The sequence below is a fragment of the Psychroflexus montanilacus genome, from assembly GCF_020164535.1.
Lineage (GTDB): Bacteria > Bacteroidota > Bacteroidia > Flavobacteriales > Flavobacteriaceae > Psychroflexus > Psychroflexus montanilacus.
Genome location: NZ_JAIQZC010000005.1, coordinates 175,756 through 200,641 on the forward strand (window position 1 = coordinate 175,756; position 24,886 = coordinate 200,641).

The following is a 24,886-nucleotide window of genomic DNA, read 5'->3' on the forward strand; positions in this document are numbered from 1 at the left end:
AGACTCCTTTTGCACAGTGTTTATTTTCTAGTTGGAATAAATCTTATTGTACAGATCTATGTATTTTTCCTTTATAACTCTTCTTTTTAGTTTCATAGTAGGAGTGAGGTGTTCTTCCTCAATGCTCCATACATCTGGAGTCAGCTCAAATTTTTTGATTTTTTCCCATTTACCAAATTTCTGATTGTGGAAATCAATCTCTTCCTGAATTCGATCAATTAGTTCCTGATTTTTTACCATTTCAGAAAGTGTTTCACCTAGATTGAGGCCTTTACGCTCTCCCCATTCTTTTACAAATTCTTCATTCAGCTGGATGAGTGCTGCTGGCATCTTTTGTCCTTCACCTACAACCATAATTTGTTCAATAAAACGGGATTGCTTCATCACGTTTTCAATGATTTGCGGAGCAACGTACTTTCCTCCGGAAGTTTTGAACATTTCTTTTTTACGGTCTGTGATTTTTAGGAAACCATCTTTGCATACTTCACCTATATCTCCCGTATGGAAGTAATTATTGATGAGAACTTCATCCGTTTTTTGCTTGTCTTTATAATAGCCCATCATCACCTGAGGACCTTTTACAAGGATTTCACCATCTTCGGCGATTTTCACTTCTGTTTCTGGAATAGGTTTACCTACAGTTCCAATCTTGAAGCCACCATCTCGCATATCATTCACCGAGACTACAGGAGAAGTTTCAGTCAGTCCATATCCTTCCATCACTCGTATGTCTGCGGCATTAAAGACTCTGGCGAGTCTTGGTTGTAAAGCAGCACTTCCAGAGGCAATTACCTTTAAGTTGCCACCAAGCGCTTCTTGCCATTTTACGAAAATCAATTTCCTAGCCAGTTTCAATTGTGTTTCGTACCACCATCCATTTTGTTCATATGGCTCATATTTCAAGCCCAATTCTACAGCCCAAAAAAATAATTTCTTCTTGACGCCAGTGAGGTCAGCACCCTTGGCAATTATTTTATCGTAAACCTTTTCAAGAAGTCTTGGTACAGCAGACATAACTTCAGGCTTAACCTCTTTTAGATTGTCACTTATAGTTTCTATAGATTCTGCAAAATAGACACTTACTCCACCAAACTGATACATGTATTGCAACATACGTTCGTAAACATGACAAACAGGAAGAAAACTTAATGCCTTGGCATTTCCTTTGTCCAGCGGCAACCTTGTTGAACTGTTGATAGCATTGCTAGCAATATTTTTGTGGGATAACATCACACCTTTGGGTCTTCCGGTTGTTCCAGACGTATAGATTAAGGTGGCTAAATCGTTTTCGGTTACACTATCCATCAACGCCTGGACTTCACTTTGATTGCTTTCATCTGAACCAAGGTCTAAGACTTCAGTCCAGTTTTTCGCATTCTCTATCTGGTCAAACGTATATACATCTCTCAAAGATGCTACTTCCCCTTTAATAGCCATCACTTTATCGTAGACTTCCTTATCCGATACAAAGCAAAGTACAGATTCACTATGGTTGAGAACATAGGCATAATCTTCTTCAGAGATAGTAGGATATATTGGCACATCCTGAGCGCCTAGCTGCATAATTCCAATGTCCATGATATTCCACTCAGTTCTGTTGTTGGTCGAAATCAATGCAACTTTGTCATTTGGTTTTACACCAAGCCTTAATAGACCTCGACTTATTTTATTGACTTGATTCACATATTCTTGAGAAGATGTGGATTTCCAAACCCCATCGTATTTTGTTACAAGTGCGTCTTTAAGATTATAGTTCTCCAATTGATAATATGGAAAATCAAACAAGCGTTTTAGTGATGACATGTGTATTTGAATTTTGATTATGGCAAAATAGAAAATATTTCGCTTAAATTCTATAAAAAATAATTTAAAAGCGACTAAATATTATCAAAATCTTAAAAAAAGGGCTTAGTTATTTAGAGTTCAATTAGTTGTGATATTTTTTTATTAAAACCCTGCAGCAGTATCATCTCCACGCCAATCTGCACCTGCTTCCAATTTACCATCGGGTAAGACTAAAATAGCATCGACCTTGCCCAAAATTTTGGATTCCTTTTGTATAACTCTATAATTTTTGCGTTTCAAAGAGTCTAATAATTGAGACTCGAAGCCGATGGTTTCAAACGTAATCTCATCTGGTAGCCATTGATGGTGAAATCTTGGAGCGTTAACTGCCTCCTGCATCGACATGTCAAACTCATATACGTTCAAAATAGTTTGAAGCACAGAAGTAATAATCGTGGAGCCGCCCGGAGTTCCCAGACTCATCCATAATTTATCATCCTTTTCTAGGATTGTCGGTGTCATAGAGCTCAACATACGTTTGCCTGGTGCAATAGAATTCGCTTCGGCACCAACCAGACCAAACATATTAGGATAGCCTGGCTTTGCACTAAAATCATCCATCTCGTTGTTCAGAAAAATTCCAAGTTCGCTGCAAAATAGCTTAGAACCATAAGCACCATTCAGGGTGGTAGTGGCAGCAATGGCATTACCAAATTGATCTACAATGGAGTAGTGGGTGGTCTCATCACTTTCAGCTACCGAAAATTTTCCGTGTTCAATTTCTTCTGAAGTTGTTGCTGCCTCAAAACTAAAATCTTGCATACGTAGTTTGGAATAATGTTCACTCAGTAAGCTGTCTACAGGAATATCTATAAAATCCGGATCTCCTAAATAGAAACTTCTATCGGCATAGGCTCTGCGCTCTGCCTCCGCCAGGGTTTGTACATATTTAGTGCTGTTGTGTCCCAAAGCTTTGAGGTCAAAATCCTCAATCATTTTTAGGATTTGACCCAAAACAATTCCTCCACTTGACGGTGGTGGCATGGAAATAACATTTAAATTTTTATACGAAATTTCAATGTGCTCTCTCCAAACGGCTTCGTAATTTTTCAAATCCTTCACGTTTAATATCCCTCCACGGCTTGAGATAAAATCAACTAAGGTTTGTCCAGTTTTTCCATCATAGAATTCTGATAGACCATTTAAGGCAATTTTCTCCAGAGTATTAGCCAAAGCTAAATTCTTAATGCTGTCCCCTTTTCTAAATTGTCCTGAGAATAGAATGGAATCCTTGTTCACTTCCATAAATAAGGATTGCATTTGGTCTAGCATTTTAGCCTGTTTAGAAGTCACTGCAAAACCAGATTTGGCCAATTCAATACTTGGTTGAAGTAAATCTGACATAGGAATGCTGCCAAACTTTTCATGAACTTTAAACATTCCAGCCACAGTACCTGGTACACCAATAGCCAGGCTTCCAATTCTGCTAAGCTGAGAATTGGGTTTTCCAGTATCATCGAGGTACATAGTTTTGGTAGCAGAAAGTGGTGCTTTCTCTCGATAGTCTAAAGCGCCTGTTTCTCCTTCACTAGTTCTATACACCATAAAACCACCCCCGCCCAAATTTCCTGCAAAAGGAAAACATACTGCTAGAGCCATTTCTGTTGCTATCATGGCATCAAAGGCATTTCCTCCCTTTTTTAAAATGGAAAGACCAATTTCGGAAGCTTCTTGACGTGCAGAAACCACCATCGCAGAATCTGCGATTATGGTTTTATTTATTTGTCGTGTTGATTGTGCATCTCCTTTTTGGCAGCTCCAGGCAAAGGAAAAAATGTAGAGTATAGAAAATAGTTTAAAGATCAACTTCATGTTTTGGGTTTAGTCACCAATATAATCTTTCGCCACGAGTAATGGAATTTTTAATTCTCGATTGAATAAATCTTCAGTGACACTTCCAAGGGTAAGATTTGAAAAAGTATTGGACCCCTTGTCTGCCACTATCAATAAATCAACATTATTTTTATAGGCCTCTTTTTTTAGCTTGCTAGCTACATTAGCTTCACGCCCTAAAATCTTAAATTTCTGAACTTTTCCTGTGTAGTCTACTTTTTTTAAAAAATTGTCAAGTTTTTTATCAATGTAGGAATTCATTTTAGGTTCTATCTTAGAATTATTCACATAAGGTGAAAAGTGGATAGGTAAACTATAGACATGAACAGCCTCTATCTGAATTGATTTTTTGGTTTCAAGATAAGACGAGAATGAAAAACATTTTTTTGAAGCACTTGAAAAATCAGTACCAATCCAAATTTTATCCATTTTGATGTTAGAGCGTGAAGGCACCCACAAGAACTGGCACCTTATGGTTCTTAGTAATTTAAAACCAAGAATTCCGGATCCACTTTCATTGTTTTTATTACCTAGCACTAGTAAATCGATACTATATTTATTCACAATGTAACTGATGAGTGATTCAGTGTAAGGATCATCAGAGATTAAAACTTGCCATTCTACATCTGCTGTAAAATTTTTGTCTATGGTTTCTTTAAGTTCTTCTGTAATCAATTCTTCCAGGTCAATGTCTTCAAGTTCTTTTTCAAGAATTTCAGAAATTTCATAACGCTTTATATTATGCACAAAATACACTTTCTCAACCTCAGCTAATTCCGAAAAGAAAGAACTATACTTGATGAGTTGTTCATCTATAGATGACAAATCAAGACCAACTAAAACATTTTTGATTGACTTCATAAGAGTTACTTTTTACTTCGTTTTTTAATAATATTACTCACTATATCCTCATAATCCTCTTTCTGCTCATTTTCTTTTCTCTTTTCATATTTTTTATTTTCGTCTTTGAGTCCCTTGTAAAGGGAATAGCACATGAAAAGTAAAATCAGCGCAAATGGCAGACCTGTGGTTATTGCTGCGGTTTGAAGGGCTCCGAGGCCGCCTCCAATCAATAGAACTGCAGCAACAGCTCCTTCAGTAACTGCCCAGAAAATACGTTGACCAACAGGGGCTTCAATTTTCCCTCCAGAGGTTAAGCTATCAATAACAAGAGATCCAGAATCTGAAGATGTGATGAAAAACCCCATAATAAGGAGAATGGCTACCACATTTAGAACTATTGTGAATGGGAAATCTTCAAAAAAGACAAATAGAGCAGTGGCTACATCATTATCTACCGCTGTGGCTATTGCATCGTTACCATTCATAATAGCGTCTAAAGCAGAGTTTCCGAAAACTGTAATCCAGAAAAAAGTAATCAAACTTGGAACAATCAATACACCTAGTATAAATTCTTTTATGGTTCTGCCTTTAGATACCCTAGCAATAAAGGTTCCCACAAATGGAGACCAGGATATCCACCATCCCCAGTAAAACAGAGTCCAGTCATTTTGCCAATCTCCACCAGTAAAACTTTCATTCCATAAAGATAGTTCAACTACACTGCTGAAATAATTACCCATGTTCTCCAGGTAACTCTCAAAAACAAAAAGAGTTGGCCCAAGGATCAAAACCAAAATCAATAAAAGGACAGCTATTCTAATGTTCCATTCGCTAAGAATTTTCACCCCTTTATCTACTCCAAGCACGACCGATATGGTGGCCACAGCTGTAATTCCAGCTATTAGTAAAACCTGGGTATTAGTTCCACTACTAATACCAAAAACTTGCTCCAGTCCTGCGGCGACTTGTTGCACACCAAACCCAAGTGAGGTGGCTAGTCCAAATAAAGTTGCTAATACTGCGAAAATATCTATAATGTCTCCAATTGGTCCATAAATTTTATCTCCCAAAAAAGGATAAAAAACACTTCTGAAGGTAAGAGGTAAACCTCTGGAATAGGTAAAAAAGGCCAGTGCCAACCCAACTAAAGCGTAGATTGCCCAGGGATGGAATCCCCAATGCAAGAAGCTTATATTCATTGCTTCTTTTGCAGCTTCTACGGTATTGGCATCAGCGTTGGGTGGAGCTCCATAATGAGTCACAGGCTCTGCTACACTCCAGAAAAGCAAACCGATTCCCATACCAGCACTGAAAAGCATAGAAAACCAGGATACGGTTTTAAATTCAGGTTCAGCGTCTTTACCACCAAGGCGTATTTTACCAAATTTGCTAAACGCTAGATAAAGTACAAACACCAGAAAAACATTGATAGCCAGTACGTATAGCCAGCCCCCATATTCTGCTACATTAGTTTGAACTTTTTCAAAAAACTCTTCAGCCGATTCATCAAAAATTAGAACTAAAGTAATTCCTATAATTATGAGTATTGTAGATGTAAAAAATACAGGGCCGTTAACTTCCAGACCAAAAATCGATTTTTTCTCATCACTTCTAGTAACTTTTTCAGACATAAAATTTAAGTTTTTTAAAGATTTATCTTGACTTATTATCTGTTAAGAAATAATAGCCAAAATTGACATTAAATCTTGATTCCCAACCTAAGTTAGGTTTCCCTTCTCCAAATTCGTTGGTAAAATCCCCTCCAAACCAGGAATGGTTGTATCCTGCAGCATAATCTACGTAAATATACATATCCCCAGCTGTAACAAGAATTCCAGTAACATTTTGCGCCGTATTTTTAAAACCAGATGCTCTTTTATCCATGTACCCAAAGTCATTATAAAATTCTAAATTACTTATGGGGCCAAGCTCCACAGGTAAGGAGTAAGATATGGCTGCTGTATACATTTCAAAATCTGAGGCTACATCATAAGGAAAACCATAGGCACCCATCCTCACGATATCTCTGCTTTCTCCTTCTGCATTCATGGGATTATGACGAGCTGTAAGAACGGTAGTTTTTAAATTCCAACGCTTAAAATCTACCTCATGATGAAGAGACAGTGCATGATGATCCCCCATTTCTTGTGTTTCAATATTATATAATCCTCCATATTGAGCAGATAACCCAAACCTGTGCTTGAAATCTTCACCAGTCTTGTAAATCAATTTCCCATTAAATTGATTGACCTCTTTGTTATTTCCTACAATATCATAGGCATAACGTTGGGGGTCAACTTCTCTGGCTCCTCCCAAGTCAAATAACTCTGAACCTTTAAAAAAAGCAAGTTGGTATTCAAATTTATCTCCTATGTTCATGTATTTAACTCCCAGGTCATGGTCATCTTCCAGACCAACATAATAGGTCAGGTTAAAAAACCAGTTATGTGAATTGTAAGTTTGAATACCAAACGGAACTTGGGTAAGTCCAATATGAATATCTTCCTGCTCGTTGAAAGAATAACCCATCCAGCCTTGCTTTAAAAAGCCTCCACCAAAATCAGGGGAATATTCGCGGTATTCTACGTTCAAATAAACATCTTTATATGAAGCTTCTGCATTTATTCGAAAAAAGTCGTAAACAAAATCTCCACCAATATCTTTTTGATCAGAATCCCAAGAACTGATAAGGTAATTATAGCGCAAAGCACCACCAATATTGACTATGGGTTTTTCTTGGCCATAATTTAAAAGCGGTATAAATAAAAAAAAGAAAAGTTTTTTCATTAACTGGTTTTTTAAAAATTTCAAATTAATCAATTATTAAAAGACTGAAAAAAAACTAATGAAGAACTTTTTATAAATTCAAAAGTTTATTGAAATGGACCAAAACGGGCTTTAAGACCAGCAAGAAAAAAACTAATGTCTTTTCCCTTTCCAGGTTCCGCCATATTTATAGTTAGCATCATTTTGATGCTTTTCGACACAAGATTTGCAAGCAAAAATCCAGGTCTTTCCCTTTTGAATTTGAATGCGGTACAGTACGTCAAATTCTTCTTCACAAATAGAACAGACTTTAGTTTTCAAAGTTGAAAAATTAGCGAGTGAGTTTTTTGATAAGCTCAGAATGTTTTGGGAATTTCTTTTGAAGTTGCTTGCGTTCAGCTAATTCAAAGTCTTTAAAATCGAAGCCTGGAGCAACTGTACAGCCTACAAGTGCAAAACTGTTTTCGTTGTTTACTTCAGCAGCAAACCAGTGCTGAGCAGGAACTACAAATTGAGGGGTTTCACCTGAAGAAAAATCACTTCCGATATTGACTTTAGAATACTCACCCTCTGGCGAAATCATGTGAAGTAAAATACGCTCACCCATATAAAAATGCCAGGCTTCATCCTGATTCACCTTGTGAAAGGCTGAAAATTCATCCGAGGTCAACATAAAGTAAATGCAGGTGCTTGCACTTCTAGCAGAGTCAAATTCTGAAGGCAAACTAGATCCGGAAAGTGAAATTTCACTTCTATAGGTTTCTTTAAAGTATCCGCCTTCAGGGTGTTTTTGTAAGTCTAATTTTTCAATTAGCTGTTCTTTGGAATACATAAGTTATGCGTTTTCAAGCCAGTTTTTAGCATTTTGAAAGGCTTCAATCCATGGCGAAACTTCGTCTGCTTTTCTATCTTTAGGGTAATGTGCCCAGTTCCAGGCAAAGGTTGAACGTTCCAAGTGTGGCATCATGACGAGATGCCTGCCTGTTTCATCGCACAACATTGCAGCGTTGTAATCTGAGCCATTTGGATTGACTGGAAATTCCTTTTTGAAATATTTTGCAGGTATTGAGTACTGGTTCTCTTCTAGTGGAAGATGAAACTTTCCTTCACCATGAGCTGCCCAGATGCCTAAAGTAGATCCTTCGAGGCTTTTTAGCATAATGCTGTTGCTTTCAGCAATCGTTACTGCGGTGAATCGACATTCAAATTTACCAGAATCGTTATGCAGCATTTTTGGTTTTTCGTCATGATGCGGTGTGATGAGACCTAACTCTACAAACAGCTGACATCCATTACACACCCCAATCGACAAGGTATCTTCTCTGTTGAAGAAATTGCGTAAAGCTAAATTTGCGTTTTCATTGTATTTGAAAGCTCCAGCCCAGCCTTTGGCGCTGCCCAAAACATCAGAATTGGAAAACCCTCCAACGGCAGCGATAAACTGTACGTCTTCCAGATTTTCTGCACCAGACATCAAGTCGGTCATGTGGATATCTTTCACATCAAATCCAGCCAAATGCATGGCTCTAGCCATTTCACGTTCAGAATTAGATCCTTTTTCTCTGATGATGGCACCTTTGACGCGTTTGCCCTCTACGGATTTTAATTTGCCATCAAAGTGAGCTGGAAACTTAAAGTTTAAGCCATTATGCTTGAAGTTATCGTGACGTTCTTTAGCTTTTTGTTCTCCGCTTTGATGCTTATCAAATTCGTAAGAGGTTTGTAACCAGAAATTTCTATAGGTATCGACATCAAAGTTCAACGATTTCTCGTTGTGAGCAATCGTTAATTGACCTGTAGAATTAACTTTCCCAAGATAAATGGGCTCGATGCCAAGTTCTTTAAAATCTGATGTCAAATCGCCATGGGCTTGGAAAACTAGTCCAGAATTTTCAGCAAATAAGAGTTTGACGATGTCTTTTTCTTTGAATGCCTTGAAGTCTAATTCTGCACCCAAATCATTTTCTGCAAAGCATAATTCTAACAAAGTCGTGATCAATCCACCAGAAGAAATATCGTGACCACTGGCGATTTTATGTCCTTTGATTAAGTGTTGAATGGCGTTGAACTTCGTTTTGAATTCTGCATCATTAGTTATAGAAGGTGCTTTATTCCCAACTTTATTCAATAATTGATAAAAAGCAGAGCCACCAAGTTCTAAATTATCTTTAGAAAAGTCTAAATAGTAAATGGAGCCTGCGTCTTTTTGAAACATCGGCTCGACCACATTTGTGATGTCATTGCAATGTCCTGCAGCCGAAATGATGACGGTACCAGGTGAAAGCACTTCTTGGTCTTTGTAGCGTTGCTTCATCGACAAGGAATCTTTCCCTGTGGGCACGTTAATTCCCAGATTAATAGCAAATTCTGAAACCGCTTTTACTGCATCATACAATCTGGCATCTTCACCTTCATTATTACATGGCCACATCCAGTTTGCTGAAAGAGATACTGACGTCAAATCATTTTCTAGCGGTGCCCAGATGATGTTGGTCAAGGCTTCAGCGATTGAATTTTTTGCCCCAGCTACAGGATCGATCAAGCCTGAAATAGGCGAGTGGCCAATGGAATTGGCAACGCCTTCTTTGCCGTTGTAATCTAAAGCAACTACACCGCAATTGTTAAGAGGCACTTGCAATGGTCCAAGAGTTTGTTGAACAGCCACTCGTCCAGATACACAGCGGTCGACTTTATTTACGAGCCAGTCTTTGCAGGCAATAGACTCCAGTTGAAGCAGCTGCTCGACATAAGCGTATATGTTTTTGGAATCCAATTCAGGATTGGAATAGGTTCGTTCAACTCTTTGGTCGGTCATGATGGTTTTTGGAGAACTTCCAAACATGTCTTCCATCTTTAGATCCAATGGTTTTTCCTGAGTTTTAGAATTTTTGAAGATGAACTGGTGATCATCGGTCACCGTCCCTACGCGATACATCGGTGAACGCTCACGTATAGCGACTTTTTCTAGAAACTCTGAGTCTTTTTTGCCAATCACAAGCCCCATACGTTCTTGAGATTCGTTGCCAATGATTTCTTTGGCAGAAAGTGTAGAATCTCCAACGGGTAGTTTGTCGATGTCAATATGACCGCCAGTGTCTTCAACGAGCTCACTCAAGCAATTGAGATGACCTCCGGCGCCATGATCATGGATGGAACGTATAGGATTTTCTTCGAGCTCTACCATAGCGCGGATGGCGTTGGCAGCGCGTTTTTGCATTTCGGGATTGGATCTTTGGACGGCGTTGAGTTCGATTCCGCTTTCAAATGCTCCAGTATCTGCAGAAGAAACCGCAGCACCTCCCATACCAATTCTGTAGTTATCACCACCAAGAATAACGATGTCATCGTCTTTTTTTGGAACGTCTTTCAGCGCCTGATTCGCTTTTCCGTAGCCAACGCCACCTGCTAGCATGATGACTTTGTCGTAAGCCATCAGTCGGTCATGCTCTTCGTGTTCAAACGTGAACAGAGAGCCATTGATAAGTGGCTGACCAAATTTATTTCCAAAATCGGAAGCGCCGTTGGAAGCTTTGATTAAAATATCCAAAGGGCTCTGGTACAGCCATTCCCGTTTAGGAATCGCTTTCTCCCAGGATTTATCGTCTCTAAGTCTAGGATAAGACGTCAAATAAACGGCAGATCCAGCTAAAGGCAAAGAACCTTTACCACCGGCCAGTCTGTCTCGTATTTCACCACCACTTCCTGTGGCTGCTCCATTGAAGGGTTCCACAGTGGTTGGAAAATTATGGGTTTCTGCTTTTAAGGAAATCACAGAATCGAAAGCTGAATTTTTATATTCTGAAGCGATGTCAGGACGGGTAGGGGCAAATTGCTCTACCTGCGGTCCTTTTACAAAGGCTACGTTGTCTTTGTAGGCCGAAACGATGGTGTTGGGATGCGTTTCAGATGTTTTTCTGATGAGTTTAAAAAGCGATTCTGGTTGCTCTTCGCCATTGATGACAAAGGTCCCATTAAAGATTTTGTGTCGGCAGTGCTCCGAGTTGACCTGTGAAAAGCCAAAGACCTCCGCATCGGTTAATTTTCGACCTAATTTTTTGGAGAGCGACTCCAGATAACTCACTTCTTCCTCGCTCAAAGCCAAACCTTCTTTTTGATTGTAGTCCGAAATACTTTCAATATCAAGAACGGGATCTGGCTGTATGTTGATGGTGAAAATATCCTGTTTTAACCCATCGTAACTTTGAGAAAGCATTTTATCATAATCCTTCTGTTCTGACGTGACTTCATAAAATTCTTCAATCCGTTGAACACCATCTATACCCATGTTTTGAGTAATCTCCACCGCATTGGTACTCCAGGGTGTAATCATAACTTGTCGTGGGCCAACAAACTGACCTTCAATATGAGTTTCATCGATGAATTGCGCATTGCCAAACACCCATTTGAATTTTTTGATGGTTTCGTAATCTGGACGTTTATCGATGGAAACTGCAAAATAGCGCGTCGATTCAGCTTTAAAGAAAATGATCATTTCTTGATGGATTTGAGTTGTATTTTAAAGCCTTCAAAATTACGATAAATATGTGAGTATTTTTAAAATTTAGTTAAGTTTGAGTTTTTAGGTATATCCTATAGTATCAATACTATTCAGCCACAAATATAATTTTCACTTGAAAAAAATCACTTTAAAATTTCTTGCTTTATTTTTCCCCATTCAGTTGCTTCTGATTTATGTTTTAAAGCAAAATCCCTTTTGGGTAGAGGAGATTTACAGTCGTAAGGTTTTCGTATTCGTTTCTCAAATTCAGCATTATTTGACCTCATGGATTCCATTTTCGATTGGAGACCTGTTTTATTCAGCTTTGGTGATCATCATTTTGTTTTGGGTCATTAACTTATTTAAAAGAAAACCCACCAGAAATTTCAGGACGGGCAGATTTAGAAAACTAAAGTCGCGACTTTTGGAAGCAGTGGCTTTTTTATCCTTGATTTATTTTCTTTTTCATCTGTTTTGGGGATTCAATTATTATCGATTGCCGCTGCATGAGTCGTTAGGGATTTCAACAGACTATACCAAAGAGGAATTACACGAATTTGCTTGTGATTTGATTCAAAAAACCAACACCTTACATTCAGAATTGACTGAAAATGATAGTTTAAAGGTTGAGTATGAATTTACTCAAAATCAACTTCAGCAATCGGTTTTTGAAGCTTACAAGCGTTCCAAAAATGAAGATTTACAAATTCCATATCGGGTGGAGAATGTTAAAAAATCGCTGTTTTCTTTACCATTATCTTATGCTGGTTTTAGTGGTTATGTCAATCCATTTACGAATGAAGCTCAGTACAATTATAAAATTCCAAAATACAAGCTGCCTACTACAATGGCTCATGAAATTGGGCATCAGCTGGGTTTTTCTAAAGAAAATGAAGCCAATTTTATCGCTGCAATTATCACGATGGAAGATGAAAATCAATTTTTGCGCTATTCGGGTTTAACTTTTTCTTTAAAGTATAGTCTCAATGACATGTACAAAAAAGATCCTCTTTTATCTGAAGCTCTTATTGAAGAACTCAATCCTGGAGTCATGAAAAATTATAAAGAAGTTCAAGAATTTTGGCAAGCCTACAGCGGTCCCGTGGAGTTGGTTATGGAAACTGTTTACGGCAATTACCTCAAAGTCAATAATCAGCCACAAGGCATCGAAAGTTACAATTATGTTGTGGCTTTGCTTGTTAATTACTATCAACAAAAACAAACTATTAATCACTAAATCAAATTTCAATGAAACAAAACGTCTTTCTTTTATTTTGCTTATTGAGTTTTGGCCTTTTTGCGCAGGACTATTTTCCTGATAATACAGGGGTTAAAACCAAATCCAGCAATTACATCGCAGTAGAATCTGCCATAATTCATATTTCTCCATCCAAAACCCTTGAAAATGCAACGTTGTTGTTTAAGGACGGGAAAATTGTGGATGTTGGTAAAAATGTGAAACTTCCAGAAAACACCTTAAAAGTTGATGCTAAAGGCAAACACGTGTATCCTTCTTTTGTTGAGGTTTACTCAGATTTTGGCATAAAAGATATTGAAAGTGCGCCAAGATCCTCACAACCCCAATACGATCCCAACAGAAAAGGCTACTATTGGAATGATCACGTGAGACCAGAGCAGTCGGCAACCTCGCATTTCAAATTTGATGAGAAAACTGCAGAAACTATGCGTAAAGCTGGTTTTGGTGCAGTGAACACGCACATCAACGATGGCTTTGTAAGAGGAAGTGGGGCTTTATTTGCCCTGGCTGAAAGTGAAAATTTCAATAGAAATCTATTGAGAGAAGAGTCTGGGATGTATTATGCTTTTAGTAAAAGCAAGCAATCTCGCCAGGCTTACCCAAGTTCGATCATGGGCTTTACGGCACTTTTGAGACAATTTTATCATGATGCCAAAGCTTATGAAAACGGCATTATAGAAGAAAAGGACCTGGCTATAGAAGCTTATTTGGCCAAAAAGAACTTGCCCCAATTATTTTCTGTAGACGATTACCTCAATGCCTTTAGAGCAGATAAAGTTGGTGATCAGTTTGGTGTTCAGTACACCATTATAGGTTCTGGAGACGAGTACAAAAGAATTGAAGATTTGAAAAAAATCAACGCTCATTTTGTATTGCCTTTGAAATTTCCTGATGCTTATGATGTCGAAGACCCATTTTTGAGAGAATACCTTTCCCTGGGAGACATGAAGCACTGGCAGTATGCGCCAGCGAATGCTAAAATACTTGCAGAAAACGGTGTTGATATTTCTTTTACATCCAAAGGACTAAAGTCCCCAGACGAATTGCTGAAGAATTTGAAAAAAGCAGTAGAACACGGTCTGGATAAAAGCACAGCGCTCGCGGGATTAACCACTCAGCCAGCCAAAGCTATTGGAGCTTCCGAGCTTTTGGGAACTTTAGAAAAAGGCAAGTTGGCTAACTTTATCATTACTTCCGATGAACTTTTTGAAGATGATTTTAAAATTTATGAAAACTGGGTTCAGGGCCAAAAACACAGTTTGGAGCCACTAAATGTTGTGGACATTTCAGGAGATTATGATTTAGTATTCAATGGAAAAACATACGACTTAAGCATCAAAAACAAGTCAGATAAATTTTCTGCTGAAGTCAAACTAGATACCTTAAAGCTAGGCAGTAAGTTAACCTACGAAGACGACTGGATGACTTTAATCTTAAGTGATGAGGATAAGTCTAAAGAAGAATACGCGATTTTATCTTCAAAGATTGAAGCTTTTCAAGAGAGTTTTAGCGGTAAAGCTATTTTAGCCAACGGCGACGCAACTACCTTTAAAGCCACCAAGAAAAAATCTGAGTCTTCAGAAAAAGACGAAGACGATACGGAAGAAGAGGAGGGCGATGATAAGGAAATGCTATCTATGTCTTATCCAAATCTTGCTTATGGCAGAGATGCTGCAAGTTCACAGCCAGAGCGACTTTTGATTAAAAATGCTACCGTTATCACAGGTGAGTCTGAAGGAACTTTGGAAAATACAGATGTTTTACTTAAAGACGGTAAAATTGAAAAAATTGGAAAAGACCTGAGTGATCGTAGAGCTGAAGTTATTGATGGGACTGGCAAGTTTTTGACTGCTGGAATTATAGATGAGCACTCACACATTGCTGGTTCTTCAATCAATGAAGGGGGGCACAATTCTTCTGCTGAAGTGACTATGGAAGATGCTGTAGATCCAGATGATATCAGTATTTACAGATCTTTGGCTGGCGGTGTAACGAGCATTCAGCTTTTGCACGGTTCTGCCAACCCGATAGGAGGAAGATCTGCCATTTTGAAGCTAAAGTGGGGAGAAAATGCTGAGGATTTAATTTACGACAACTCGCCAAAATCAATCAAGTTTGCATTGGGAGAAAACGTAAAGCAATCCAACTGGGGAGGAAACTCGAGATTCCCTCAATCCAGGATGGGTGTTGAGCAAGTCTTCAGAGATTATTTCTCCAGAGCCAAAGCTTATGGTGAGAAAAAAGCTTCTGGAAAGCCTTACCGTTACGACGATGAGATGGAAACTTTACTAGAAATCTTAAACGGAGAGCGACACATCAGTTGTCACTCCTACGTGCAAAGTGAAATCAATATGTTGATGAAAGTAGCAGAAGAGTTTGACTTTACTGTGAACACGTTTACCCACATTTTGGAAGGTTATAAAGTCGCAGATATTATGAAGGAACACGGAGCGGGTGCTTCAACCTTCAGTGACTGGTGGGCCTATAAATATGAAGTAAAAGATGCTATTCCTTTTAATGCGGCGATTATGCACAATCAAGGGGTTACTGTAGCTATCAACAGTGATGATGGCGAAATGATAAGACGACTTAACCAGGAAGCTGCAAAAACAATGAAGTACGGAGGCGTTTCTGCGGAAGAGGCCTGGAAATTTGTGACGCTCAACCCAGCGAAATTACTTCATATGGACGATCGCGTAGGAAGTATCAAAGTAGGAAAAGATGCAGATGTTGTCCTTTGGAATTCAGATCCGCTTTCCATTTATGCTAAACCAGAGAAAACTATTATTGACGGTGTGGTGTATTTTGATATCGAAAAAGATAAAGCGATGCGCGATCAAATTCAGAAAGAAAGACAATTCTTGATCAATAAAATGATGAAAGCCAAAAATAAAGGCCTAAAAACACAACCGATCAAGAAAAAAGAAAAAGAATTTCTACACTGCGACAGTCTAGATGACATTAACCATATACACGAATAAGATGAATTACAAACATATATTGACGAGCTGTATTGTTGCACTGGCCTTGGTTTTTTCTGCTCAGGCGCAACAAACCCCAGCTCCAAAACAAACGGAAGCCATTTCAATAGTAGGAGCGACTGCCCACATTGGAAATACAGAAGTTATTGAGAACTCTGTGGTCGTTTTTGAAGATGGCAAAATCACTTACGTTGGAACGGATGTGTCCAAAGCGAAGGGTAACCAAATCAAGGCTGAAGGTAAGCACGTTTATCCAGGCTTTATAGCGCCTAATGCTACTTTAGGTCTGGTTGAAATCGATGCTGTAGCTGCGACAGATGATGAAGATGAATTGGGTAAAATGTTACCTCACGTCAGAAGCTTGATCGCTTACAATGCAGAGAGTCAGGTGGTGGAAAGCATGCGTCCCAATGGCGTTTTGATGGGTCAAATCACTCCTCAGGGCGGTCGTATTTCTGGAACATCTTCGGTGGTACAATTTGATGCCTGGAACTGGGAAGATGCTGTGATCAAGAAGGACGATGCCATCCATTTGAACTGGCCAAGCGGATTTAGCCTAAGTGGAAGCTGGTCGGATTCCAATCGAGTTTGGGAAAAAAATAAAGAGTACACCAAAGAGATTGATGAAGTGGTTGCTTATTTCCAAAATGCTAAAACTTATGTTCCAGGTTCAAAGGAAAGAGACCTAGAATTTGAAGCCATGGCAGGCTTATTTGATGGATCCAAAGCCTTGTTCGTTCATGCTGATGGTGAAAAAGAAATCAAAGATGCCATTAGCTTTAAGCGAAAAATGAATTTAGAAAGAGTGACGATTGTTGGAGGATATCACGCCTACAAAGTGGCAGAGGATCTGGCGGCTAATGATGTTTCGGTGTTGGTACAACGTACTCATTTAAATCCAAGTTTTGAAGATGATGATTACGACTTGCCTTATAAATTGCCAAAGTTATTGAGCGATGCTGGCGTACTGGTAGCGCTGGAAGGCAGTGGACGTATGGAACGGATGAATTCCAGAAACTTGCCTTTCTATGCTGGAACCGCTGCCGCTTTTGGAGTTGAAAAAGAATTGGCTGTACAAATGATTACTTTGAATACTGCAAAAATTCTTGGAATGGAAGATCAAATTGGATCTCTGGAAGCAGGTAAGGATGCAACCTTGTTTATAAGTGAAGGCGATGCGCTGGATATGCAGGGAAACATCATGGACAAAGTTTACATCCAGGGTAGAGACGTGAGTCTGGAGACACATCAAACTGAATTGAGCGACCGGTATTCTAAAAAGTATCAAGAGTAGTTGTAATGCTCTCGAGTGAATATTTCGATTAATAAAAAAGCTGCTCAAAATGAGCAGCTTTTTTTATGTTAATCCAAGCCTAAGGCAGGCATTATGATAATGCAGAGTGTCATTCCGAGGGAAGTGAAACGACGAGGAATCTTTTTATGTTGAATTTCTTAATGCTTTTCGACAGTTGAGATTCATCAGTCGACTGAAGTCTCCTTCAGAATGACAGTGATGTTTGTCATTCCGACAGAGAAGTTTTTTCTGCTTCGAGGAAACTGCCTGCGTTTCCTTGACAAAGGCAGGGAATCTTTTTATCATGGAATTCGTTAGCGTTTTCGTCTATTGAGATTCATCAGTCGACTTTGGTCTCCTTCTGAATGACATCAAAAAAAACTGAGTTTACACGAAATATAGTATTTTCGTTTTATGGATGTGAAAACCTTACAAACTCCTATAGAATACCTTAAGGGCGTCGGTCCGGGCCGGGCTGATTTGCTTAAAACGGAGTTGAATATCCATAGGTTTCAGGACCTGCTTCAATTTTTCCCTTTTCGGTATATCGACAAGTCCAGATTCTATAAAATAGCTGAACTTCAGGACACTTCAGCTGAGGTTCAAATCCTTGGTAAAATTACTAATGTGCGAACGGTTCCTATGAAAAGGGGAAAGCGGTTGGTGGCCGAATTTGAAGATGAGACAGGCGCTATGGAATTGGTCTGGTTTCGAGGTCATAAATGGATTCTGGAAAACTTGAAAATTAATACGCCTTATGTGATTTTTGGAAAACTGAATTATTTCAACGGGAGTTTTTCCATGCCACACCCTGAGATTGAGGAGTTGGAAAAGGCCAAAACCAAAGCTCAAATTAAACTTCAGCCTGTATATCCTTCTACTGAAAAGTTAAGCAAGCGAGGCATATCCAATCGGGTGATCAGCACTTTAGTGTTTGGGTTGCTGGAACAATCCAAAACCTTTCAGGAAACGCTGCCTAATAACGTGATGTCCGATTTGAAACTGCTTTCCAAAACGGAAGCCATGCGCAATGTACATTTTCCACAGTCGGCGGAATTGTTGTCCAAAGCTCAGTTTAGATTAAAATTTGAGGAGTTTTATTATATTCAATTGCAACTCCTTAGGAAAAATGCGATTCACAAAGTCAAAATTAAAGGTTTTACTTTTGAGCAAGTTGGAGACTATTTCAATTCGTTCTACAAAAATGTTTTGCCTTTTCAACTGACCAATGCCCAAAAGCGAGTGCTAAAAGAAATCCGAAAAGATTTAGGTAGCAATGCTCAAATGAACCGATTGTTGCAAGGGGATGTAGGCTCTGGGAAAACCATTGTAGCGCTAATGACGATGTTGATGGCGATCGATAACGGGTTTCAGGCCTGTTTGATGGCACCAACTGAAATTCTAGCGACTCAGCACTATGAAGGCCTATCTGAACTTTGTGAACCTATAGGTGTAGAAGTTGAATTGCTCACAGGTTCTACTAAAAAGAAAGACCGTAAGGTTCTTCATGAGCGACTTCAGAGTGGCGAATTGCATATTTTGATAGGAACGCATGCGTTGATAGAAGACACAGTTCAGTTTAAAAATTTGGGTCTGGCAGTGATTGATGAGCAGCATCGTTTTGGAGTAGCACAACGGGCCAAGTTATGGAAGAAAAATTCGCTTCCGCCACATGTTCTGGTGATGACGGCTACGCCTATCCCCAGAACGTTGGCCATGAGTCTCTACGGCGATTTGGATGTGTCGGTGATCGACGAATTGCCACCTGGAAGAAAGTCAATTAAAACGGTTCATCGCTATGATAACAACCGATTAAAGGTTTTTAAATTCATCAAAGATGAAATTGATAAAGGGCGTCAGGTGTATATTGTCTATCCGTTGATAGAAGAGTCGGCCAATTTTGATTATAAAGATCTGATGGACGGTTATGCCAGTATTGAGCGAGAGTTTCCTAAACCCAAATATCAGGTATCTATAGTTCACGGTAAGATGAAACCTCAAGACAAAGCCTATGAGATGGAGCGTTTTGTAAAAGGTAAAACTCAAATCATGGTGGCGACAACGGTTATAGAAGTTGGCGTGAATGTGCCTAATGCAAGTTTGATGATCATCGAAAGTGCCGAGCGATTTGGCTTATCTCAGCTTCACCAGTTAAGAGGTCGAGTCGGGCGAGGGGCGGAGCAAAGCTATTGCGTGCTGATCACGGGCAAGAAATTAAGCTCCGATGGTAAAACGCGCATGGAAACCATGACGGCTACCAATGATGGCTTTCAGATTGCTGAGGTGGATTTGAAATTACGTGGTCCCGGCAACCTGATGGGGACACAGCAAAGTGGTATTTTAGATTTAAAAATCGCTGATTTGGTGAAAGACAACCAGATTTTAAAAACCGCCAGGAGCTATGCACACCATGTCATCAAGACCGATCCCAACTTTCAGATGGAAGAGCACAAAATGATTAATGTGACTTACAGAGCAATGTTTAAGGACCAAACGATTTGGAATTATATTAGTTAGGTTATGAGATTCAAAAGACCCCACAGTCCCCAATGCATTTGGTACTGTGGGGTCTAAGTGAGGTCTGAGCATTTAAGAGCATATTAATCTGTATTTTCATTTTTTGGATTCTGATGGGGTATGTAATTAGTAGTGAATTTTATGCTAAATTTGACTCTGTTTTAATAACAGCTTTTCCACAATTCGTCTATTGATTTCAGTAGATTTTTCAGTCGCCGAAAGTACTCCTTCATAATGACCAAAAAAAGAGGTAGCTCTGATCTTAATTATTGACATACTATCTACCGACGCATAATCTTTTTAGTTTTTTAGTAATGAAATTTGTTTATTTCGTAGACTACTTTTAATTCATTTCTTTCTACAAATCGTACATTTAAATCAACTTAGTACTATAAATAGAGACTTAACTTAACACCTAAAATTTGGAACTAAATCAATCTTCTAAGCAATTTTTAACCCCACGCTTATTTATTTGGGCTTTCCTTGTTTTGTTGATGAGTATCACCACATCACAAGCACAACGACAAGGGGTAGTGGAGTCTAATCAATGGTTGCTAGAAGCCCAAACCGGTTTGTCCTATTCTTGGGCAGATTTGGCGATAGTAGATAATTCATTGACTTTGGAGCAAGAAGCTACGTTTGAAAATGCCATAAAAGCACAGTTACTTTTGGGGGTTAACTACAGTCTTACCCCCAACCTTTTTGCCGGGGTTTCAGCAGGGTTTGGATATTTAAGTTTTGATAACCAGGCTACTGGAACAACCAATAGATTCACTCATTTTGAAATTGGGCCTTATTTGAGGCATTATTTACACATAACATCCATTTTTTCTGTGTTTAGTGAGATAGGAATAAATCAAAATTTTATCGATTCCAATCAAAATGCCTCCAATTCTTACGTTCATGCTTATACAGATTTGGGTTTAAATCTAAAAGTAAAACCAAATATGTGGTTGTATTTACGTTTACCTAACCTTATGTATTACTATTCAGACGATTTCAACTTTGAAAATAGAAATGGATTTGGAGTGAGCAATCCGTTAAGGAACTTTATAGATTTTCCTGTATTTGGCATCATGTATCAACTAGATTAATGAATTTTAGGATTGAATTTTTACAGCCAAGTTCTAGCCAACTAGGTTACCCTAGCCTAGTTGAGCCATAGACTTATAAATATACTTCACATAATCGATTTTGCTACAACAACCTTTGCTAGTTCTTGATTATGCCAATTTATTTTTTTTAGTGGATCTACTTGATTCTACATCACCAACTCTGTAAATAATAAAGGCTAATAGAAAGCCAACCAATGCCAACACCGACCCCATGAGTGCTGGATATCTGTAGCCAAAACCGAAAAACAACACCAGTCCACCTAAATAAGCCCCTAATGAATTCCCAGTATTGAAAGAGGCTTGGGTAACTCCAGAGCCTATCATTTCTGATTTGCCTGCTGTTCTCATCATGAGTAATTGCACTGGAGATGCCAATGCAAGGAAACTTGCACCATTCAAAAAGCATAGCAATAAGGCAACCGAGGGGATGTGCGCTAAAAATGAAAATAATACCAGATTAATAGCTATGAGCAAGAATAACAATATACACGACTTTACTGGTGATATCTTATCTGCCAAAATTCCACCTAGCAAATTACCTACTACCATTCCTACACCCACCAAAATCATGATATAGGTGACACTGCTTTCTTGAAAGCCAGCAACTTCCGTCATTGTGGGAGCGATATAACTAAGCCAAGCGAAACAACCACCTGTTCCAAGAGCGGTCATAAGCGTGATTAACCAGGCTTCTTTGGTCTTGAAAAAAGAGATTTCTTCTCTGATGTTTATTTTGTTTTTGATAGGTAAGTCTGGTAACCAGTAGTAAATAGAAATCAAGGTTAGAAAGCCTATAGAAGTGACTAATCCCATAGTCAATTGCCAAGAAAAAGCCTGTCCAAAATAGGTGCCCAGAGGAACCATAACCACATTGGCGATGGTGAGTCCGAGAAACATAAGAGAGATATTTTTAGCTTCCTTTCCTTCTTCTGCAAGACGCCTTGCTACAATAGAACCCACTCCAAAAAAAGCACCATGAGGAAGACCGGAGAGAAATCTAGATACACTTAAAAGTTCTACACTAGGACTCAGGATACTCAATCCATTGAATACTGTAAACATAAGCATTAACAGCAATAAGATTTTCTTTGGTGCCAATCTTCCCGACACAAATATAATGAGTGGTGCACCAACGACTACACCCAGTGCATAAAGCGATATGAACTGCCCAGCAGATGAAATGGAGATATCGAAATACTCTGCGATGTTTGGCAAAATACCCATGATAACAAATTCTGTTGTGCCAATGGATAAACCGCCAAGCGTTAAAGGAAGTATCTCCTTTTTCATAATTAAGTTTTGGGCAAATGTAAAAGGTTTATTTTTCTGAAAGCATGAATTAATTGATAAGAATAGGTGTTATTTTAACCTAGAGAAGTTACTTAAGATTCTGATGAGGTTAATTTGAACGATATAAAGAATTGGTACTTGGATCTTATTTCGTTGGTATTTTGGTTGTAGTTTAAATTGATTTTTTATAGCAATGCCTTAAACCCTTCAGTGTATCATCTTATAAAACTGGATGTCTAAGCTATTATAGTGCATCAATCAATGTATTGTAAAGCTTTTAAACCAACGAAAACAGATTCAGCATAAAAAAGTCAGTTCCAGAATGTCCTTGGGGTTTTAAACTTTAGCTGTATTTTTAGGTCTAAAACTAAAATTAAAATAACTATATGAGACATTTAAAGTTTGGTTTGCTCTTATTTATGCTGTGCGCAGTTTCTTCTGTGATGGCTCAGTATGACGTTAAAGCCAATTATGACAAAAAGGAAGTAAATATCAAAATGAGGGATGGAGTGAAGTTACACACCACAATCTATTCGCCTAAAGATACATCAAAAACTTACCCCATCATTATGCAACGGACGCCTTATAGTTCCAGACCTTACGGCGAAGACAAATTTCGCGGGCAGATTGGTCCCAACAAATTTTTGATGGAGCAGGGGAACATTATCGTGTACCAAGATGTACGCGGGCGCTGGATGAGTGAAGGGACTTATGATAATATGCGTGGATTTATTCCAAAAAAGAAACGCAAACAAACCGATGAGGCGACTGATACATACGATACAGTGGACTGGTTGGTCAAGAATGTGAAAAACAACAACGGCAATGTAGGGACCTGGGGAATTTCTTATCCTGGTCACTATGCGGCTATGTCTGTTTTATCGGGGCACCCTGCTTTGAAAGCGGCTTCGCCACAGGCTCCAATTGGTGATTTTTACTTTGATGACTTTCATCACAATGGCGCATACTTGTTGAGCTACTGGATTGCAACCGCAGTCTTTGGTTACGATAAAGAAGGCCCTACTACCGAGGCTTGGTATCAAGTGCCAGATATTGGTACGCAAGACGCGTATCAGTTCTTTCTGGATATTGGTCCGTTGAAAAATTTGGATAAGTATTACGGTGAAGACAATGTGTTTTGGCAACAGCTAAAAGAACATCCAGATTACGACGAATTCTGGCAGGAACGCGGACTGGTACAACACATGAAAGACGTGAAGCCTGCTGTGTTAACTGTTGGTGGATTGTTTGATGCAGAAGACCTTTATGGGCCGTTTGAAATTTATAAAAGTCTCGAAAATAATAGCGATAACTTTAACGCTATGGTGTTTGGTCCTTGGAGTCACGGTGACTGGGCGAGGCTGAAAGAAAGACAGGCAGTAGGCAATGTGTATTTTGGAGATGATTTGTCTGAAAACTTTCAGGTGAATTATGAAACTAAATTCTTTAATCACTTTTTAAAAGGTGAAGGTGAATTTGATGCTGCTGAAGCTACTGTTTACGATACTGGTGCTATGGAATGGGATGAGTATGAGATGTGGCCGCCAGAAAATGCAACAGCAACTGACTTTTTCCTAGGTGACAACCAAAGTTTAAGCATGGAAGCGGATGCGAGTTTCGAAAACAAATTTGTAAGCGACATCACCAAGCCCGTTCCTTTTACCGAGGACATCAAAGTGACCTTTACGCCAAGAAAATTCATGACCGACGATCAGCGTTTTGCAGCTCGACGACCTGATGTCATGGTGTATGAAACCGAAGTTTTGGAAGATGACCTAAAGTTATCTGGAGAAGTTTTGGCGGCTTTGAAAGTGGCGACTACAGGTACCGCTGCCGACTGGATTGTCAAAATCATTGATGTGTATCCTGCAGATGCTGAAGATTCTGAAGAAATGCAGGATCATTTGAAAATGAGCAACTACCATATGATGGTGAGGAGTGAAGTCTTCAGAGGACGTTACCGAGAAAGTTTTTCTGATCCAAAGCCTTTTGTTCCCAATGAAAAGACCAGCGTTGAATTTGCATTACAAGATGTAAATCACACCTTTAAGAAAGGTCACAAGTTGCAGATCCAGGTGCAAAGCACCATGTTTCCTTATATCGACAGGAATCCACAGAAGTACGTAGACAACATCTTTGAAGCAACAGAAGAGGATTTTGAAACCCATACCCACACGATTTATGGCGACTCCAAACTAGTGCTTCCTGTAGTGAAGTAAATTTTGACTTCGATACAATTTTCGGTCAAGGAAAGTTTACCGATGATTGAGTGATTCTTCAAAGAAGAATCGTATCGAAATCAGGTGAACGGTTTGAAACTACCGAAAATCACTCAGTCACCAATATTAGTGCTTCCTGTGGTGAAGTAAGCGTAAAATGATGACTATAATAGAAAACCCCGGGCTTTGGCTTGGGGTTTTTTGGTTGATTTAAAAAGGACGATTAGAATTAAAACCCAAGACTATTTGACTATAAAAAACACCCCTATTATCCCCTCAAGGGGATGGGTTTGGGAAGTATTTAATACTTTCGATTATTGTGTAATTTAAGGACAGTTTGAGACAAAACTATTTGACTCACGACTATTGGACTATAAAAAAACACCTATCATCCCCTCAAGGAGATAGTGGCTATAGTTTCCTCCCT

At 38.9% G+C, this 24,886-nt stretch carries 15 protein-coding genes; 6 read left to right on the forward strand and 9 right to left on the reverse strand.

The features are described from left to right. Positions 1-27: 27 nt before the first annotated feature. The 8 genes from LB454_RS13515 to purL all read right to left on the reverse strand — a co-directional run bounded on the left by LB454_RS13515 (position 28) and on the right by purL (position 11,779). Complete coding sequence (locus tag LB454_RS13515; protein ID WP_224465210.1) at positions 28-1,803, reverse strand: AMP-dependent synthetase/ligase; 1,776 nt, start codon at positions 1,801-1,803, stop codon at positions 28-30. A 144-nt stretch (positions 1,804-1,947) separates the two neighbouring features. Beyond that, complete coding sequence (gene ggt / locus LB454_RS13520) at positions 1,948-3,657, reverse strand: gamma-glutamyltransferase (protein WP_224465211.1); 1,710 nt, start codon at positions 3,655-3,657, stop codon at positions 1,948-1,950. 9 nt (positions 3,658-3,666) lie between these two features. Beyond that, positions 3,667-4,539 carry a universal stress protein gene (locus tag LB454_RS13525; RefSeq protein ID WP_224465212.1) on the reverse strand — a complete coding sequence of 291 codons (873 nt, stop codon included), beginning with the start codon at positions 4,537-4,539 and terminating at the stop codon, positions 3,667-3,669. 5 nt (positions 4,540-4,544) lie between these two features. Continuing rightward, entirely contained in the window at positions 4,545-6,152 is a 1,608-nt protein-coding gene (locus tag LB454_RS13530) for a BCCT family transporter (protein WP_224465213.1), read from the reverse strand. A 22-nt stretch (positions 6,153-6,174) separates the two neighbouring features. After that, complete coding sequence (locus LB454_RS13535) at positions 6,175-7,308, reverse strand: hypothetical protein (protein ID WP_224465214.1); 1,134 nt, start codon at positions 7,306-7,308, stop codon at positions 6,175-6,177. A 132-nt stretch (positions 7,309-7,440) separates the two neighbouring features. Continuing rightward, entirely contained in the window at positions 7,441-7,608 is a 168-nt protein-coding gene (locus LB454_RS13540; RefSeq protein ID WP_224465215.1) for a hypothetical protein, read from the reverse strand. Between the two features lie 10 nt (positions 7,609-7,618). Further along, complete coding sequence (locus LB454_RS13545) at positions 7,619-8,119, reverse strand: cupin domain-containing protein (protein WP_224465216.1); 501 nt, start codon at positions 8,117-8,119, stop codon at positions 7,619-7,621. Positions 8,120-8,122: 3 nt separating this feature from the next. Next, positions 8,123-11,779, reverse strand: coding sequence for a phosphoribosylformylglycinamidine synthase (gene purL / locus LB454_RS13550; protein ID WP_224465217.1), 3,657 nt, complete (start codon positions 11,777-11,779; stop codon positions 8,123-8,125). Positions 11,780-11,918: 139 nt separating this feature from the next. Between purL and LB454_RS13555 the strand changes: the two genes are divergently transcribed. The 5 genes from LB454_RS13555 (at position 11,919) to LB454_RS13575 (ending at position 20,929) form a co-directional block, all read left to right on the forward strand. Then, positions 11,919-13,022, forward strand: a complete 1,104-nt coding sequence (locus LB454_RS13555; protein WP_224465218.1) for a DUF3810 domain-containing protein — start codon at positions 11,919-11,921, stop codon at positions 13,020-13,022. A gap of 11 nt (positions 13,023-13,033) precedes the next feature. Further along, positions 13,034-16,024, forward strand: a complete 2,991-nt coding sequence (locus LB454_RS13560; protein ID WP_224465219.1) for an amidohydrolase family protein — start codon at positions 13,034-13,036, stop codon at positions 16,022-16,024. A gap of 1 nt (position 16,025) precedes the next feature. Then, the gene (locus LB454_RS13565) at positions 16,026-17,318 is read left to right on the forward strand and encodes an amidohydrolase family protein (RefSeq protein ID WP_224465220.1); all 1,293 of its coding nucleotides are present in this window, start codon (positions 16,026-16,028) and stop codon (positions 17,316-17,318) included. 414 nt (positions 17,319-17,732) lie between these two features. Next, entirely contained in the window at positions 17,733-19,835 is a 2,103-nt protein-coding gene (gene recG, locus LB454_RS13570) for an ATP-dependent DNA helicase RecG (protein WP_224465221.1), read from the forward strand. A 422-nt stretch (positions 19,836-20,257) separates the two neighbouring features. Then, on the forward strand, positions 20,258-20,929 hold the full coding sequence (locus tag LB454_RS13575) for an autotransporter outer membrane beta-barrel domain-containing protein (protein WP_224465222.1): 672 nt from the start codon (positions 20,258-20,260) through the stop codon (positions 20,927-20,929). A 129-nt stretch (positions 20,930-21,058) separates the two neighbouring features. Here LB454_RS13575 and LB454_RS13580 read toward each other — a convergent pair whose 3' ends face one another. Continuing rightward, entirely contained in the window at positions 21,059-22,240 is a 1,182-nt protein-coding gene (locus LB454_RS13580; protein WP_224465223.1) for an MFS transporter, read from the reverse strand. Between the two features lie 386 nt (positions 22,241-22,626). Between LB454_RS13580 and LB454_RS13585 the strand changes: the two genes are divergently transcribed. After that, a complete protein-coding gene (locus tag LB454_RS13585; protein ID WP_224465224.1) occupies positions 22,627-24,459 on the forward strand; it encodes a CocE/NonD family hydrolase in 1,833 nt (610 codons plus the stop codon). Positions 24,460-24,886 lie beyond the last annotated feature (427 nt).

Bases quoted from the DNA above. Each gene is read 5' to 3' on its own strand.
- recG (WP_224465221.1), top strand. From the start codon at position 17,733: ATGGATGTGAAAACCTTACAAACTCCTATAGAATACCTTAAGGGCGTC.
- LB454_RS13530 (WP_224465213.1), bottom strand. From the start codon at position 6,152: ATGTCTGAAAAAGTTACTAGAAGTGATGAGAAAAAATCGATTTTTGGT.
- LB454_RS13525 (WP_224465212.1), bottom strand. From the start codon at position 4,539: ATGAAGTCAATCAAAAATGTTTTAGTTGGTCTTGATTTGTCATCTATA.
- LB454_RS13545 (WP_224465216.1), bottom strand. From the start codon at position 8,119: ATGTATTCCAAAGAACAGCTAATTGAAAAATTAGACTTACAAAAACAC.
- LB454_RS13580 (WP_224465223.1), bottom strand. From the start codon at position 22,240: ATGAAAAAGGAGATACTTCCTTTAACGCTTGGCGGTTTATCCATTGGC.
- LB454_RS13515 (WP_224465210.1), bottom strand. From the start codon at position 1,803: ATGTCATCACTAAAACGCTTGTTTGATTTTCCATATTATCAATTGGAG.
- ggt (WP_224465211.1), bottom strand. From the start codon at position 3,657: ATGAAGTTGATCTTTAAACTATTTTCTATACTCTACATTTTTTCCTTT.
- LB454_RS13565 (WP_224465220.1), top strand. From the start codon at position 16,026: ATGAATTACAAACATATATTGACGAGCTGTATTGTTGCACTGGCCTTG.
- LB454_RS13560 (WP_224465219.1), top strand. From the start codon at position 13,034: ATGAAACAAAACGTCTTTCTTTTATTTTGCTTATTGAGTTTTGGCCTT.
- purL (WP_224465217.1), bottom strand. From the start codon at position 11,779: ATGATCATTTTCTTTAAAGCTGAATCGACGCGCTATTTTGCAGTTTCC.
- LB454_RS13585 (WP_224465224.1), top strand. From the start codon at position 22,627: ATGAGACATTTAAAGTTTGGTTTGCTCTTATTTATGCTGTGCGCAGTT.
- LB454_RS13535 (WP_224465214.1), bottom strand. From the start codon at position 7,308: ATGAAAAAACTTTTCTTTTTTTTATTTATACCGCTTTTAAATTATGGC.